Origin of the sequence: Streptomyces sp. NPDC005566 (genome assembly GCF_040605575.1) — a bacterium.
GTDB lineage: Bacteria > Actinomycetota > Actinomycetes > Streptomycetales > Streptomycetaceae > Streptomyces.
The window spans coordinates 187,218-201,872 of the sequence record NZ_JBEXDB010000005.1; the positions used below are offsets into that span (position 1 = coordinate 187,218).

A 14,655-nucleotide genomic window follows, 5' to 3' on the forward strand; every position below is an offset into this window, starting at 1 on the left:
CCGTTCAGTAGCGTGCCGGGCATGAGCACATCCGACATGACCCCCACCGCGACCTCCTCCGACGCCCACCCCCGGTTCGCCGAAGCCCTGCGCGAGCTGGGTCTCGACGTCGAGGTACGCCGCTTCCCCGACGCCACCCGCACCGCGGTCGAGGCCGCCGCGGCGATCGGCTGCGAACTCAGCCAGATCGTCAAGTCGCTGGTCTTCGAGGCGGACGGCGCCCCGGTCCTCGTCCTGATGGACGGTTCGTCCCGGGTGGACGTCGAACGCGTACGGAACGAGCTGGGCGCCGGGAAGGTCGAGCGGGCCGGGGCCGACCTGGTCCGGGAGACCACGGGGTACGCGATCGGCGGCGTACCGCCCTTCGGCCACGTGACGAGGACCCGGGTACTGGCCGACCGCGGCCTGCTCGACCACGCGGTGGTGTGGGCCGCGGCGGGCACCCCGCACACCGTCTTCCCGCTCGACCCGAAGAGCGTGGTCGAGTTCGCGGGCGGCACGCTGGTGGACGTGCGCGAGCGGACCGCGTGACCCCCCTGGTGGCGGCGGCCGTCCTGGTCGCCGCGATCACGCACGCCAGCTGGAACGCGATCGCCCACGCGATACGTGACCAGCTCCTGTCCTTCACCCTGATCTCCGGAGGCGGGGCGCTGATCGGGGCTCTCCTGGCCTGCTTCGTACCGCTCCCGGCAGCCGGGGCCTGGCCGTACCTGTTCCTCTCCGCGGGCCTGCACGTGGCGTACATGGTGCTGCTGATGCGGTCGTTCACGCTGGGCGACTTCGGCCAGATGTATCCGATCGCCCGGGGCACGGCCCCCCTCGTGGTGACGGTCCTGGCCGCCCTCCTCCTCGGTGAGCGACCGGACGCCTGGGCCGCCGCGGGCGTCGCCGTGGCCTCGGCGGGGCTCGTCGGGCTGGCCCTGTGGGGAATCCGCGGTTCCGGCAGGCGGCCGCACGGACCCGCGGTCCTGGCGGCCCTCGCGACGGGCCTGGCGATCGCCGCGTACACGACGGTCGACGGGGTCGGGGTGCGTGCCTCGGGGACGCCGCTCGGCTACATCGCCTGGCTGATGATCGTGCAGGGTGTGGCGATCCCGGCGTACACCTCCTGGCGCCGGCGCGGCGAACTGCCCTCCCAGCTTTCCCCGTTCATCGCGCGCGGACTGGTGGGCGCGAGCCTGTCCTTCGCCGCGTACGCGCTGGTCCTGTGGGCGCAGACGAAGGCCCCGCTCGCCCCGATCGCCGCGCTGCGGGAGTCCTCGATCATCGTGGGAGCCGCGATAGGCACCCTGTTCTTCAAGGAACGCTTCGGCGCCCCGCGGATCGCGGCCGCCGGGCTGATGGTGGTGGGCATCGGACTAATGCTGCACACGAGTTGAGCCGAGGGGTGCCGCGGGAGCCGGCCGGGGCCTCTCAGAACTTCCCCGACTGCTCCTCCGTACGGTGGCCCAGTTCCCTCCGGAACTCCGCGAGGAAGCGCACGCTGAGCGGCGGCCACCCCCAGAAGTCGAACGCGAGCGCGCCCAGGGCGAATCCGGACCCGAAGTCCCACTCGGTGACCGGCGAGGAGACTCCGCAGGCGGAGCAGGGCGCCGTGCCCTCCCCGGTCTCCTTCCAGGCGTCGATACCGTCCCGGAACGGCTGCCAGACCTCGTCGTCCGGTTCGAACTCCTCCGGGTAGTCGATGACGACGGTCCTCGTCCCGCATCTCGGGCAGGTCGCCGAGTCCGCGGTGTCCTCGCCCTGACCGCCGACGTGGTGGTCCCGTCCGACAACGACCGCCACCGGGGCGGGGATCCACGACGGGTCGGAGTCGTCGGCCACGGCCCGCGCCCAGTCGGGGCCGGGCACATGGCCCTGGTCCACGGTCAGGCTGTACATCGCGTCGCCGGACAGCTCACGGGTGATCAGCCCCCGGCCGACCATCCAGTCGACCATCCGCCCGGCGAGCGGCCCGGCCTCCTCGCCGGTCGCCTCCAGATCGACGATCCGCTCGAAGAAGTCACCCATCGACGTCACCCCGTGTCCTCGGCACCGCTTCCTCCAAGGCCGGTCACTCTGTCACGCGGGTCCGACAACCGCGTCCCGTGCGGGCAGTTCGACGACCACCTCGTCGTCCTCGACGGCGTCCGTCGGCCGGAAACCGAGAGAGGTGTAGAGCGTTGCGGCGGCGGTGTTGCCGGGGGCGTACGACAGGCGGACGACCTCGCAGCCGTCCTGCTCCGCGAGCCAGGCCGTGAGCGTGCGCATGACGGCGCGCCCGACGCCCTTGCCCTGCTCGGGGCCGTCGATCAGCATGCCGCCGATCCAGTACGAGCCGTCGTCGTCCCGGGCCCACATCACATGCCCGAGCGCCGCGTCGTCGGCGTGGACGGCCAGCGAGTTCCAGGTGTCCTCGCGCATCGACAGCAGAAGGTACCGGGCAGCCAGCGCGGGGACGTGGTCGCGCTGGCTGTCCAGGGGGGCGACATCGGCCACCGCACGCCAGTTGTCGCTGTCCACCTCGCGCAGGGTGACGCGCCGGCCGGTCCGGTCCGAGAATCCGTGATCAATCATCGAGGGAGGGTAGGCCGTGGTTCTCCGTCCCGGCTAGCGGGTTTTCCCGCCCTGCGACAACGCGTTGCGGAAGCCCGTGTTGACTCCGAGCAGTCCGCCGTCCACCCGCAGCGTCGTCCCCGTGATCCAGGACGCGTCGCGGGAGGCGAGGAAGGCGACGGCGGACGCGATGTCGTCCGGGGCGCCGAGCCGGCCGAGCGGGTAGAGGGCGCTCGCCCGCTCCAGTTCGGCGTCGCGGCCCGCCCAGGCCTCCGTGCGGATCGTGCCGGGGGCGATGAGGTTGACGCGCACCCCGCGCGGGCCCGCGTGGCCGGCCAGGGTGCGGGTCAGGCTCGCCAGGCCCGCCTTGGCGGCGCTGTAGGCGTGGCCGCCGAAGTCCTGTTCCCCGTTGACCGAGCCGATGTTGACGATCGCGCCCCGCCCGGATGCCACCAGGTGCGGCAGCGCGGCGCGGGAGCAGCGGTAGGGGCCGGTCAGGGTGATGTCGAGGGTGTGGTCCCAGAATTCGTCCGCCTCGTCCTCGAAGAGGGGCGCGTCCTCGTGGTTGGCGTACGCGTTGTTGACCAGGACGTCGAGCCGGCCGAAGGCCGCGACCACGTGGGCGACAGCCGCCTCGACGGCGGCCCGGTCGCCCACGTCACAGGCCAGGGACTCGGCCGTGCCGCCCCGTTCCCGTATCTCCTTCGCGGTGTGCGCGGCCCGGCCGGCGTCCAGGTCGGTGACGAGTACGGCTGCGCCCTCGGCGGCCAGCCGGTGGGCCGTGGCCGCGCCGATGCCCCGGCCGGCGCCCGTGAGGAGTACGGCGTGACCGGCGAAGCGTGCGTCGGAAGGAGCGGCCGGGGAAGGGGTGGCGGGAGTGGAAGTCATAGAGCCGAACGTACTGCCCTGACCAGGGCCTGGGCACGGGGGTCGGCGGTGACTCCCTTCTGCAGGCCGTTCGTCACGTAACCGAGCGCGATGCCCGATTCCGGGTCGGCGAAGCCGAGAGAACCTCCGCGGCCGGGGTGGCCGAAGGATCCGGGAGCCAGGAGCGGGGCGGCTGTGCCGTGCAGCATGTACCCGAGGCCGAAGCGGGTGTTGACGACCAGGACCCGGTCCGGGCCCTCGGACTCCTCGGTGCGCGCGAGGGTGAGCGTGGCCGGGGCGAACAGCCGGTGGCCGTCCACCTCGCCGATCATCGCGGCGTAGCAGCGGGCGAGTCCGCGCGCGGTGGCGACACCGTTGGACGCGGGCAGTTCGGCCGCACGGTAGGCGGGGTCGTTCTCGTCGGGGAAAGGGGCGATGGCCCCGAAGGCGCGGCGGGTGAGCGAGTCGGGGTCGCGGTAGGCCTCGACCACGGACCGCTTGGGGCGCACGCGCAGGGCACCCCCGTTGTGCTCGGTCACGGGCGGCTCCACGGGGCCGATCCGTCCGACCCGGTGCGCCTCGTCCGCCGGGAGCCCGAACCAGAAGTCCAGGCCGAGCGGACGGGCGATCTCCTCGGCGACCCAGCGGCCGATGGTGCGCCCGGTGGCCCTGCGTACCAGTTCGCCGATGAGCCAGCTGTAGGTCTGGGCGTGGTACCCGTGGTCGGTGCCGGGCTCCCACAGGGGCCGCTGGGCGGCGACGGCCCGCGGGCCGGAGGTCCCGTCTGCGGCCTCCTCGGGCGTCAGCGTCCCGTCGAGTGCGGCGAGTCCGGCGCGGTGGGCGAGGAGATGGCGTACGAGAACGCGTTCCTTGCCGTTCGCCTTGAACTCGGGCCAGTACGTACCGACCGGGGCGTCCAGGTCCACCTGGCCCCGCTGGTGCAGCAGCAGCGGTACGGCCGCGGCGACGCCCTTTCCGGCCGAGCGGACGACCTGGACGGTGTCGACCGCCCAGGGTTCGGCCCCGTCGACATCCCTCGTACCGGCCCACAGATCCACGACCTTGCGCCCGTGACGGTAGACGGCCACGGCCGCTCCCCGCTCCCCGCGCTGTTCGAAGTTACGGACGAAAGCATCCCGTACCGCCTCGAACCCGGGCGTCACCGTGCCCCGTACATCCACGCCTGCTCCCGCGCTCCCGCTCATCCCCCCATGGTGCATCCCGCCGCAGGTCGGGCGGGTGGCGGGTCACCCCATGTTCACGCATGCGGAACGGACACGGAACGCGGGTCGAAGCCGAAGGGCAGCTCCAGCCGGTGGCTGCGCATCAGTTCCTCGTCGCAGAGGAGGTCCTGGGTGCGGTCGTCGGCGGCGATCACCCCGTCGCTGAGGATGACGGCCCGCGGGCAGAGTTCGAGGGCGTACGGCAGGTCGTGGGTGACCATCAGCACCGTGACGTCCAGGGAGCGCAGGATGTCCGCGAGTTCGCGGCGGGAGGCCGGGTCGAGGTTGGAGGAGGGCTCGTCCAGGACGAGGATCTCGGGCCGCATCGCGAGGACGGTGGCGACGGCGACCCGGCGGCGCTGCCCGAAGGAGAGGTGGTGCGGTGGGCGGGTCGCGAACTCCTCCATGCCGACCTGCTTGAGCGCGGCGGTGACCCGCTCCTCCAGCTCGGGGCCGCGCAGTCCGGCGGCGGCGGGTCCGAAGGCGACGTCCTCGCGGACGGTCGGCATGAAGAGCTGGTCGTCGGGGTCCTGGAAGACGATGCCGACCCGGCGGCGGATCTCGGCGAGGTGGCGCCTCTCCACGGGCAGCCCGGCGACCCGGACGCTGCCGGCGCCCGCGTCGAGGATTCCGTTGAGGTGCAGGACGAGGGTGGTCTTGCCGGCGCCGTTGGGGCCGAGGAGGGCGACCCGTTCGCCGCGGGCCACGGTCAGGTCGACGCCGAAGAGGGCCTGGTGTCCGTCGGGGTAGGCGTAGGCGAGGCCACTGACCTCGAGGGACGGGGCGGCGGGGTGCAGGCTCATACGGTCCATCCCAGCAGACACACGGCGAGGGCGGTCAGGGGGAGTGCCGAGGCGTACGCCCACTGGGTGCGGGAGGCGGTCACCTCGTCGATGACGGGCATGGTGCCGGTGTAGCCGCGGCTGACCATAGCGAGGTGGACCCGTTCGCCGCGCTCGTAGGACCGGATGAACAGGGCTCCGGCCGTCTTGGCCAGGACACCCCAGTGCCGTACGCCGCTCGCCTCGAATCCGCGGGAGCGGCGGGCGATCGACATCCGCCGCAGCTCGTCGGTGATCACATCGCCGTACCGGATCATGAAGGAGGCGATCTGTACGAGCATCGGCGGCAGCCTGAGCCGCTGGAGCCCGAGCAGCAGGGAGCGCAGCTCGGTGGTGGAGGCCAGGATCACCGAGGCGGCGACGCCGAGGGTCCCCTTGGCGAGGACGTTCCAGGCGCCCCAGAGGCCGGGAACGCTGACGGAGACGCCGAGGAGTTCGGTCTGCTCGCCGGGCACCACGAACGGCATCAGCAGAGCGAACGCCACGAACGGCACCTCGATGGCCAGCCGCTTCAGCAGGAACCCGGCGGAGATCCGGGCCAGGCCCGCGACGACACCGAGCAGGACCGCGTACAGGGCGAAGGCCCACACGGCCTCGCGCGGGGTGGAGACGACGACCACGACGAAGCACAGGACGGCGGCGAGCTTGCAGTGCGGGGGAAGGCCGTGGACCGGTGAGTGCCCGTGCCGGTAGAGCTTGTGTGCGTGGCCGGCGCCCATGTCAGGCGGCCCCGGTGACGGGGGTGGACGGCGCTTCGGAGGTGCGGCGCCGGCGCACCGCCCAGAAGACCCCGCTGCCGACGGCGACGGTGGCACCGACACCGATCACTCCGGCGAGACCGCCGGAGATCCGGGCGTCGCCGATGTCCTTGACGCCGTAGTCGGCCAGCGGGGAGCCGGCCGCGCCGTGCTCCTGGACCTTCTCGTCGATGCCCTTGTCGGCGGCGACCTTCTCCAGGCCGTCCGGGTTCGCGGAGGCGTAGAAGGAGACGAAGCCCGCGAGGACGAGGGCGGCGGCCAGGCCGGTGGCCCAGACCTTGCGTGTGGAGCGGGCCGCGACGGCTACGGGGGCGGGGGCTGCGGCCGGGGCGTCGACGAGCTCGCCGCCGACGCGCAGCTTGAGCGGGGCCGCAAGTCCTCGGGCGCCGTACACGAGGTCGGGGCGCACCGCGATGACGGCGCCGACGGTCAGCGCGGTGATCGCGGCTTCACCGATGCCGATGAGGACGTGGACACCGACCATCGCGGTGAGGACCTTGCCGAGGGGGACGTCGGTGGTCCCGCCGATCGCGTAGATCAGGGTGAAGGCGGCGGCAGCGGCCGGTACGGAGACCAGGGCGGCCACGAAGGAGGCGGCGGTCGTCGAGCGGCGCCCGCGGGGCAGCACACGTGTCAGCCCGCGGAAGAGGCCGTAGGCGACGACCGTGGTGACGACGCCCATCACCGTGATGTTCACGCCGAGCGCGGTGAGACCGCCGTCGGCGAAGAGGATTCCCTGCATCAGCAGGACGACCGCTATGCAGAGGACCCCGGTGTACGGCCCGACGAGGATCGCGGCCAGCGCCCCGCCCAGGAGGTGGCCGCTGGTGCCGGCGGCGACCGGGAAGTTCAGCATCTGCACGGCGAAGATGAAGGCGGCGACCAGACCGGCCAGCGGGGCCGTGCGCTCTCCCCCGGTGCCGTCCGAGAGGGAGGTGCCGCCCAGTTCTCGCCGGGCGCCCCGGAGGCTGACGGCGACCGCGCCTGCGGCGATGACGCCGGCGACGGCGGAGACGGGTGCATTGATGAATCCGTCGGGTACATGCATGGAGTGGCTCCGCTTTCGGGCGTTTTCGCGGGCGGGGTCGGGAACCGCTCAATGATAGTGCCCTGTTGCAAACGGTTCGCAAGAGCGTACGCAACACAACTACTCCCCCTTCCCAACGTGCCCAATATGGGACATATGGCACATTGGAGAGGAGAGATGCATACACAGGAGGAGCCGGCCCATGTCCCTCGTGATCCAAGAACATGCCAGAGCCCGGCTCATCACCGACGGACCCGACCCCCGGCCGGTCCCCGTCGAGCTCATCTGCGACACCGATGCCCCGCAGACCGTCCACGTCCGACTCCCCGGCGACGTCGACTGGGCGTTCGGCCGCGACCTCCTGGAGAGCGGACTCCGCGGCCCCGTCACACGCGGCGACATACGGGTGTGGCCGTGCGGCCGCGCCCAGCTGGTCCTGGAGCTGCACTCCCCGGACGGCGTCGCCGTGTTCCAGTTCGACGTCGCGCCGCTGATCCGGTTCCTGCACCGTACGCACGAGGCCATCGAGCGCCGGGCCCCCGCTCCCGCTGCCCCCGCCGCTCCGGCCCCCGCTCCCGCTCCGGCCGCGTCCGTCACCCGCGCATGACGCCGGACGCCCTCGCATGACGAAGGCCCCCGTGCCGCGTGCACGGGGGCCTTCTGTCGCCCCGGTCCCCCGTCCCCACAGGTAACCGGTGCACCGGGGCCGCGCTCCGCTCAGACGCGGGCCCCGGGGTACGTGCGGCTCGGACCGCGGATCAGACGCGGGCCAGTTCGCGCTCCCCGCCGTCCGCCGGGCCGTCGGCCAGGTCCTTGCGCAGACCCTCGCCCTCCACGTCCACGTTCGGCAGTACGCGGTCCAGCCAGCGCGGCAGCCACCAGGCCCGCCGGCCGAGCAGGGCGAGCACCGCCGGCACGATGGCCATGCGGACCACGAAGGCGTCGAAGAAGACGGCGATGGCCAGCGAGAAGCCGATCATCTTGATCATCGACTCGTGGGAGCCGATGAAGCCCGCGAAGACCGCCATCATGATCACCGCGGCGGCCGTGACCACCCGGGCCCCGTGCTTGAAGCCGGTGACGATGGCCTGGCCGGGCGTCTCCCCGTGGACGTACGCCTCACGCATCCGGGTGACCAGGAAGACCTCGTAGTCCATCGCGAGGCCGAAGACCACACCGACCATGAAGATCGGCATCATGCTCATGATCGGCCCGGTCTGCTCGACCCCGAAGACCGAGGCGAGCCAGCCCCACTGGAAGACCGCGACGACCGCACCCAGGGCCGCTACGACCGAGAGCAGGAAGCCGAGGGCCGCCTTCAGCGGCACCAGCAGCGAGCGGAAGACCACCATCAGGAGCAGGAATGCCAGGCCGACGACGAGCGCCAGGTAGGGCAGCAGCGCGTCGTTCATCTTCTGCGAGAAGTCGATGTTCATCGCCGTGGCGCCGGTGACCAGCACCTCGGCGCCGGTGTCGCTCTTGATGTCCGTACCCGCGTCACGGATCGCGTGGACGACCTGCTCCGTCTCGGTGGAGCTCGGACGGTCCTCCGGGATGACGGTGATGGTCGCGGCGTCGCCGGCCTTGTTGAAGGTGGCCGGGGTGACGGCCGCGACATGGCCGATGCCCTCGATCTCCTGGGAGACCTGGTCGACCGCGGTCTTGCCGTCCGAGCTGCCCTTGGTGTCGACGACGACCAGCAGCGGACCGTTGAACCCGGGCCCGAAACCGTCGGACAGCAGGTCGTAGGCCTGGCGCTGCGTGGTGCTCGTCGGCTGGGAACCGTCGTCCGGCAGGCCCATCTCCAGCGAGGCAGCGGGTACGGCGATGACTCCGAGGCCGATGACCCCGGTGAGCAGGACCCACACCGGCTTGCGGAGCACGAACCGCGCCCAGCGGGTGCCCATGTTCGGCTTGGCCTCGGGCTTGTTCTCCGCCTCGGCGGCCTTGCGCGCCTTGCGCCCCATGACCCGCTTGCCCGCGAAGCCCAGCAGCGCCGGAACGAGGGTGAGCGCGATGAGGACGGCGATCGCGACCGTTCCCGCGGCGGCGAAGCCCATCTTCGACAGCATCGGGATGTTGACGACAGCGAGGCCGACCAGGGCGATGACGACGGTCAGACCCGCGAACACGACCGCCGATCCGGCGGTGCCGACGGCGCGGCCGGCGGCTTCCTCGCGCTCACGGCCCTCCGCCAGTTCGGCGCGGTAGCGGGAGACGATGAAGAGCGCGTAGTCGATACCGACCGCGAGGCCGATCATCATCGCGAGCGTGGACGTGGTGGAGCCCAGGTCGAACACGTTCGCCAGGGCCGTGATCAGCGATACGCCGATACCGACGCCGATGAGCGCGGTGAGCAGCGGGAGCCCCGCCGCGATCAGCGAACCGAAGGTGATCACGAGGACCACCGCGGCGATGGCGACACCGATGATCTCGGTGGCCCCGGTCTCCGGCATCACCTGGAGCGCGTCACCGCCGATCTCCACGGTCATTCCGCTGCTCTGCGCGGCCTCGCCCGCTTCTTCGAGCGCCTCGCGCGTCCCGTCGGTGAGCTCCATCGAGCTGACGTCGTAGGAGACGGAGATGTACGCCGTCGAGCCGTCCTTGCTGACGGCGTTCGTCGCGAACGGGTCGGCGACGGAGGCGATCTGGTCCGAGCCGGACTTCAGCTCGGCGACGATCTCCTTGACCTCGGCCTTGTTGGCCGCGTCGGTGACCTTCTGATCGCCGGGTGCCTTGAAGACGACCCGGGCGGTGGCGCCGTCGGCGCTGCCCCCGGGGAAGCGCTGTTCCAGCAGGTCGAAGGCCTTCTGGGCTTCCGTACCGGGGATGGAGAAGGAACTGGAGGTGGCGGTGGACGCGGAGGCGGCACCGAATCCGGCGAGCGCCAGCAGGGCCACCCAGACGAGGGCGACATAGCGGCGGCGCCGGAAGGCAAGCCGGCCGAGCTTGTAAAGGAATGTGGCCACGGAGGGGTACTCCCGGTCAGGTCGTTGAGTGGAAAAGGGCGTGAGGAACCGGCCCGACGACGAGAGCGGCGTGTCAGGTGGAGCTTCGGGGAGGGGTCCTCGGAAAGGAAAGGGAAAGAAAAGGGGACGTCAGACGCCGAGGGCGGGGAACACCACGGCTTCGACATAGTCGACGAGGAACGCCTGGTCGACCGAGCGGTCCTCGACGAGCTGCCTGGCGGCGAAAGCGCCGATCATCATGTGCGGTACATAGGGGAGCGCCGGATTGTCCGGACGCACTTCACCCCGGTCCACGGCCCGCTGGAGCAGCGCCCCGAGACCGGTCATCTCCGGCTCGATCATCAGCTCGCGCAAGGCCTGGAACAGATCGGGATTGTCATGAACGGCATGGGTCAGACCCCGCATCAGCGCGGAGTTCTTCTCCATCTGACAGTCGTCGGTGCTCAGCAGCACGGCTTGGAAATCGCCGCGCAGCGAACCGGTGTCGACCTCGGCAAGATGCACCGGCTTGTCGTTCCGGAGCGCCTTGACGACCAGCTCGGCCTTGCTCCCCCACTGGCGGTAGAGGGTGGCCTTGCTGGAACGGGTGCGGGCGGCAACGGCATCCATGGTCAGGGCCTCGTACCCGACCTCGCCGAGCAGGTCGAGCACGGAGGTGTACAGCTCGCTCTCGCGTTCCGGCGTGAGCCGACTGCGTGCCATGTCCCGACCTCCTTGTCCGTTGCGCCTGCTGGACCGTACGTCGGCGGCCGGTCACCGGAATGATCAACCAAACGAACGAAACTGTTTCGTACACTTCGAAGGTACTCCCCCCACCTAGCGAAACGGGACAGTTTCGCTTGTGTCCTGCACCACAAGTTGCCGGAGCCCTCTCGCACGGAAAGCATTGGGGGGTGAGTGACGACGTCGCGTATCTCCGTTTCCCGCACCTCCACAAGGACTTGCTCTGCTTCGCGGCCGAGGACGACCTATGGGTCTCCCCCCTCGTCCCGGCGGGGCAGCGGCCCGGCCGGGCGTGGCGGGTGACTGTCGACCGGACCAGGGTCAGTCATCCGCGCTTCTCACCCGACGGGAGCCGTATCGCCTACACGACCTGGCGCACGCTCGACCCGGAGATCCATCTGGCCCCCGTGGACGGCGGGCCCGCCCGCAGGCTCACGTACTGGGGTTCGACCGACGCCCGGGTCTGCGGCTGGAGCCCCGATCCCGGCGACTCGTCCCAGATCCTCGCCGTGTCCTCGCACAACCAGCCGTTCTCCTACTTCTCGTGGGCCTACAGCGTTCCCACCGACGGCAGCCCCGGCGGCAAGCTCCCCTGGGGGCCGGTCTCCGACATCGCGGTCGCCGACATCGACGGCGAGCGGCGCACCCTCCTGCTCACCGGCAAGCCGCCGCACGAGCCCGCCGCGTGGAAGCGCTACCGGGGCGGGGCCACCGGACGGCTGTGGCTGCACGGCGAGCGGCTGCTGCCGGACATCGGCGGCCATCTGGACTCACCGATGTTCGTCGGGCGCCGGATCGCGTTCCTGTCCGACCACGAAGGGGTCGGCAACCTGTACTCCTGCCTCATGGACGGAAGCGATCTGCGCCGCCACACGGACCACGACGCGTTCTACGCCCGCCACGCCTCCAGCGACGGGAACCGGGTCGTCTACCAGTGCGCGGGCGATCTGTGGCTCGTCGACGACCTGGAGTCGCCGGACGCCGCACCGCGGAAGCTGGAGGTACGGCTCGGCGGGCCCCGGGCGGGCCGGCGCACGTACCAGGTGCCGGCCGCCAGCAACGTCGACTCGCTCTCCGTCGACGAGACGGGCCGGGCGAGCGCCGTCTCCGTACGCGGCAGCCTCTACTGGCTCACGCACCGCGACGGGCCCGCCCGCACGATCACCGACACCCCGGGGGTGCGGGTCCGGCTGCCGGAGATGCTCGGCAGCAGCGGCAAGGTCGCCTACGTGACGGATGCGGACGGCGACGACGCGATCGAGATCGCCTACCTCCCCCGGGCCAGCGGCGACCTCGAGCCCGTCCGGCTGGCCTCCGGACAGCTGGGCAGGGTCCAGGAGCTCACCTCGGACCCGGAGGGCGAGCGACTGGCCATCGCGTCCAACGACGGCCGTCTGCTCCTGCTGGACACAGCTGTGGAGGCGGAGACGGAAGGGGAGGGCGCGGACGGGTCCGAGGACGCCCCGTCGGTCCCCCGGATCCCCGCGGAGGACGTGGTCACCGAGCTCATCCGCTCCGTCAACGGCCCGGTCCGCGATCTGGCGTTCTCGCCGGACGGAGCGTGGCTGGCCTGGTCCCACCCCGGCGTGGGCCGGTCGCTGCGGCAGATCAAACTGGCACGGATCTCGGGTCCCGACGCCCCGGTGATAGTGGATGTCACCAACGGCCGCTTCGAGGACGAGAACCCCGTCTTCACGGGTGACGGCCGCTATCTCGCCTTCCTCTCCTGGCGCGGTTTCGACCCGGTGTACGACGTCCACACCGGCGACCTCTCCTTCCCGCTGGGCTGCCGCCCCTATCTGGTCCCGCTCTCCTCGGCCACCCCGTCCCCGTTCGCCCTGCTGCCGGACGGGCGGCCGGCGGCAGGCGGGCTGGACCCGGTCGACGTCCCCGAAGGCACGGTCGAGGGGACGACGGTCACCGTGGAGTTCGAGGGGCTGGAGAGCCGGGTGACGCCGTTCCCGGTCTCCGCGTCGAAGTACTCGGGGCTGCAGCCGGTCAGCGGCGGCGGTCTGGTCTGGATGCGCTGGCCGATCTCCGGCGCCCTGGGCGAGACGTTCGCGAACCCCTCGGACATGTCGGGCCGGCCCACGCTGGAGCACTTCAACATCGCGAAGGCACGCAAGACCGAACTCGTCGACCACCTGGACTGGTTCGCGGTCAGCGGTGACGCGAGCAGGCTGGTCGTGATGGACGACGGCGAACTGCGCGCCGTACCGTCCAACGAGCCCGGCGACAACGACTCGACGGTCTTCCTCGATCTGCGCCGGATCCTGCACGACGTCGACCCGGCAGCGGAATGGCGCCAGGCCTACGGGGAAGCGGGACGCATCATCCGGGCCTACTTCTGGGAACCGGACATGTGCGGCATCGACTGGGACGGGGTGCTCGACCAGTACCGGCCGCTCGTCGAACGGGTCGCCTCACCCGACGAGTTCGCGGACCTGCTGCGGGAGGTCCTGGGCGAACTCGGCACCTCCCACGCGTACGTCTCCCCCGCCCGCCGCAACGAGGGCCCGCCGCACTACCAGCGGGCGATCGGACTGCTGGGCGCGAACCTCGTGTGCCGCGACGGGGACTGGACGCTCCAGCGGATCCTGCCCGGTGAGTCCTCGGACTCCAAGGCCCGCTCACCGCTTGCCGGTACGGGCATCCGGGAGGGAGCGGTCCTCACCCATGTCGACGGCCGGCCCGTCGACCCGGTGACGGGCCCGTACCCGCTGCTGACGGCTGCGGGCGGCACCACGGTGGAGCTGACGTTCCGGCCGGCCGGGGGCGAGTGCGGCGGCCGGTCCCGGCGCATCGCGATCGTCCCGCTGGTCGACGAACGGCCGCTGCGCTACCAGGACTGGGTGGCCAAGCGCCGCGAGGTCGTACGGGAACTGAGCGGCGGCAAGTGCGGGTACCTGCACATCCCGGACATGGGCGGATCGGGCTGGGCGCAGTTCAATCGCGACCTGCGCCTGGAGGTCTCCCGCCCGGCCCTGATCGTGGACGTGCGCGGCAACGCGGGCGGCCACATCAGCGAACTGGTCGTCGAGAAGCTCACCCGGACGATCCTCGGCTGGGACCTGACCCGCAACGCGCAGGCGGTCAGTTACGCGTCCAACGCTCCGCGGGGTCCTGTGGTGGCGCTGGCGGACGAGGCGACCTCCTCCGACGGCGACATGATCACGGCCGCGTTCAAACTGCTGAAGCTGGGGCCGGTGGTGGGTCAGCGCACCTGGGGCGGGGTGGTCGGCATGACCGGGCGCCACCGGCTCGGCGACGGCACGGTGATCACGGTGCCGATGAACGCGGCCTGGTTCGACACGTACGGCTGGTCCGTCGAGAACCACGGTGTCGGCCCGGACCTGGAAGCCCTGCGCACCCCCCTGGACTGGGCCGAGGGCCGCCACGCGGTCCTTGACGACGCGGTAAGGGTGGCCCTGGACCTCCTGGCGGTCCACCCGGCGGCCACACCCCCCACCTACGCAACAGCCCCGATCCTGCGCCGTCCCCCACTGCCACCACGCTGACGGCAACCCCCGGCCCACCCGACGTACGGGGGCACCTTCGAGCCCACCCCGGCAACCCCCAGCCCCCGACGCTCGAGGGCATCTTTGAGCCCGGCAGCCCTCCAGCCCGCCCGGCGCTTGAGGGCATCTTTGAGCCCGGACACCCCCAGCCCTCCCGGCGCTTGAGGGCATCTCTTGAGCCCGGACACCCCCA

The 14,655-nt window shown here is 71.5% G+C and carries 13 protein-coding genes; 4 read left to right on the forward strand and 9 right to left on the reverse strand.

What is annotated here, in order from left to right; all coding sequences use genetic code 11:
- Nucleotides 1-21: 21 nt before the first annotated feature.
- Nucleotides 22-531 (forward strand): YbaK/EbsC family protein, encoded by a 510-nt coding sequence (locus ABZS61_RS09985; RefSeq protein WP_356417673.1) that lies wholly within the window; start codon nucleotides 22-24, stop codon nucleotides 529-531.
- A complete protein-coding gene (locus ABZS61_RS09990) occupies nucleotides 528-1,379 on the forward strand; it encodes a DMT family transporter (RefSeq protein ID WP_356417674.1) in 852 nt (283 codons plus the stop codon). The genes ABZS61_RS09985 and ABZS61_RS09990 overlap by 4 nt, the downstream gene beginning before the upstream one ends.
- A gap of 34 nt (nucleotides 1,380-1,413) precedes the next feature.
- Here the strand turns inward: ABZS61_RS09990 and ABZS61_RS09995 are convergent, their stop codons facing one another.
- The 7 genes from ABZS61_RS09995 to ABZS61_RS10025 all read right to left on the reverse strand — a co-directional run bounded on the left by ABZS61_RS09995 (nucleotide 1,414) and on the right by ABZS61_RS10025 (nucleotide 7,273).
- Nucleotides 1,414-2,010: a hypothetical protein gene (locus tag ABZS61_RS09995; RefSeq protein WP_356417839.1), complete on the reverse strand. Its 597-nt coding sequence runs from the start codon at nucleotides 2,008-2,010 to the stop codon at nucleotides 1,414-1,416.
- Nucleotides 2,011-2,061: 51 nt separating this feature from the next.
- Nucleotides 2,062-2,556, reverse strand: coding sequence for a GNAT family N-acetyltransferase (locus ABZS61_RS10000; protein ID WP_356417675.1), 495 nt, complete (start codon nucleotides 2,554-2,556; stop codon nucleotides 2,062-2,064).
- A gap of 33 nt (nucleotides 2,557-2,589) precedes the next feature.
- Nucleotides 2,590-3,423, reverse strand: a complete 834-nt coding sequence (locus tag ABZS61_RS10005) for an SDR family NAD(P)-dependent oxidoreductase (RefSeq protein WP_356417676.1) — start codon at nucleotides 3,421-3,423, stop codon at nucleotides 2,590-2,592.
- Nucleotides 3,420-4,583 (reverse strand): serine hydrolase domain-containing protein, encoded by a 1,164-nt coding sequence (locus tag ABZS61_RS10010; protein ID WP_356417840.1) that lies wholly within the window; start codon nucleotides 4,581-4,583, stop codon nucleotides 3,420-3,422. The genes ABZS61_RS10005 and ABZS61_RS10010 overlap by 4 nt, the downstream gene beginning before the upstream one ends.
- 77 nt (nucleotides 4,584-4,660) lie before the next feature.
- Nucleotides 4,661-5,437, reverse strand: coding sequence for an ABC transporter ATP-binding protein (locus ABZS61_RS10015; RefSeq protein ID WP_356417677.1), 777 nt, complete (start codon nucleotides 5,435-5,437; stop codon nucleotides 4,661-4,663).
- Complete coding sequence (gene cbiQ / locus ABZS61_RS10020) at nucleotides 5,425-6,186, reverse strand: cobalt ECF transporter T component CbiQ (protein ID WP_356417678.1); 762 nt, start codon at nucleotides 6,184-6,186, stop codon at nucleotides 5,425-5,427. Before cbiQ ends, ABZS61_RS10015 begins: the two co-directional genes overlap by 13 nt.
- A 1-nt stretch (nucleotide 6,187) precedes the next feature.
- Nucleotides 6,188-7,273 carry an energy-coupling factor ABC transporter permease gene (locus ABZS61_RS10025; RefSeq protein ID WP_356417679.1) on the reverse strand — a complete coding sequence of 362 codons (1,086 nt, stop codon included), beginning with the start codon at nucleotides 7,271-7,273 and terminating at the stop codon, nucleotides 6,188-6,190.
- A gap of 181 nt (nucleotides 7,274-7,454) precedes the next feature.
- On the opposite strand from ABZS61_RS10025, the gene ABZS61_RS10030 reads away from it, so the two are divergent.
- On the forward strand, nucleotides 7,455-7,859 hold the full coding sequence (locus ABZS61_RS10030; RefSeq protein WP_356417680.1) for an SsgA family sporulation/cell division regulator: 405 nt from the start codon (nucleotides 7,455-7,457) through the stop codon (nucleotides 7,857-7,859).
- Between the two features lie 151 nt (nucleotides 7,860-8,010).
- On the opposite strand, the gene ABZS61_RS10035 is transcribed toward ABZS61_RS10030, so the two are convergent.
- Entirely contained in the window at nucleotides 8,011-10,221 is a 2,211-nt protein-coding gene (locus ABZS61_RS10035) for an MMPL family transporter (RefSeq protein ID WP_356417681.1), read from the reverse strand.
- Nucleotides 10,222-10,350: 129 nt separating this feature from the next.
- The gene (locus ABZS61_RS10040) at nucleotides 10,351-10,923 is read right to left on the reverse strand and encodes a TetR/AcrR family transcriptional regulator (protein WP_356417682.1); all 573 of its coding nucleotides are present in this window, start codon (nucleotides 10,921-10,923) and stop codon (nucleotides 10,351-10,353) included.
- Between the two features lie 191 nt (nucleotides 10,924-11,114).
- Here ABZS61_RS10040 and ABZS61_RS10045 point away from each other — a divergent pair, with 191 nt between their 5' ends.
- Entirely contained in the window at nucleotides 11,115-14,462 is a 3,348-nt protein-coding gene (locus tag ABZS61_RS10045) for a S41 family peptidase (RefSeq protein WP_356417683.1), read from the forward strand.
- Nucleotides 14,463-14,655: the final 193 nt, after the last annotated feature.

Bases quoted from the DNA above. Each gene is read 5' to 3' on its own strand.
- ABZS61_RS09985 (WP_356417673.1), top strand. From the start codon at position 22: ATGAGCACATCCGACATGACCCCCACCGCGACCTCCTCCGACGCCCAC.
- ABZS61_RS09995 (WP_356417839.1), bottom strand. From the start codon at position 2,010: ATGGGTGACTTCTTCGAGCGGATCGTCGATCTGGAGGCGACCGGCGAG.
- ABZS61_RS10000 (WP_356417675.1), bottom strand. From the start codon at position 2,556: ATGATTGATCACGGATTCTCGGACCGGACCGGCCGGCGCGTCACCCTG.
- ABZS61_RS10005 (WP_356417676.1), bottom strand. From the start codon at position 3,423: ATGACTTCCACTCCCGCCACCCCTTCCCCGGCCGCTCCTTCCGACGCA.
- ABZS61_RS10015 (WP_356417677.1), bottom strand. From the start codon at position 5,437: ATGGACCGTATGAGCCTGCACCCCGCCGCCCCGTCCCTCGAGGTCAGT.
- cbiQ (WP_356417678.1), bottom strand. From the start codon at position 6,186: ATGGGCGCCGGCCACGCACACAAGCTCTACCGGCACGGGCACTCACCG.
- ABZS61_RS10025 (WP_356417679.1), bottom strand. From the start codon at position 7,273: ATGCATGTACCCGACGGATTCATCAATGCACCCGTCTCCGCCGTCGCC.
- ABZS61_RS10030 (WP_356417680.1), top strand. From the start codon at position 7,455: ATGTCCCTCGTGATCCAAGAACATGCCAGAGCCCGGCTCATCACCGAC.
- ABZS61_RS10040 (WP_356417682.1), bottom strand. From the start codon at position 10,923: ATGGCACGCAGTCGGCTCACGCCGGAACGCGAGAGCGAGCTGTACACC.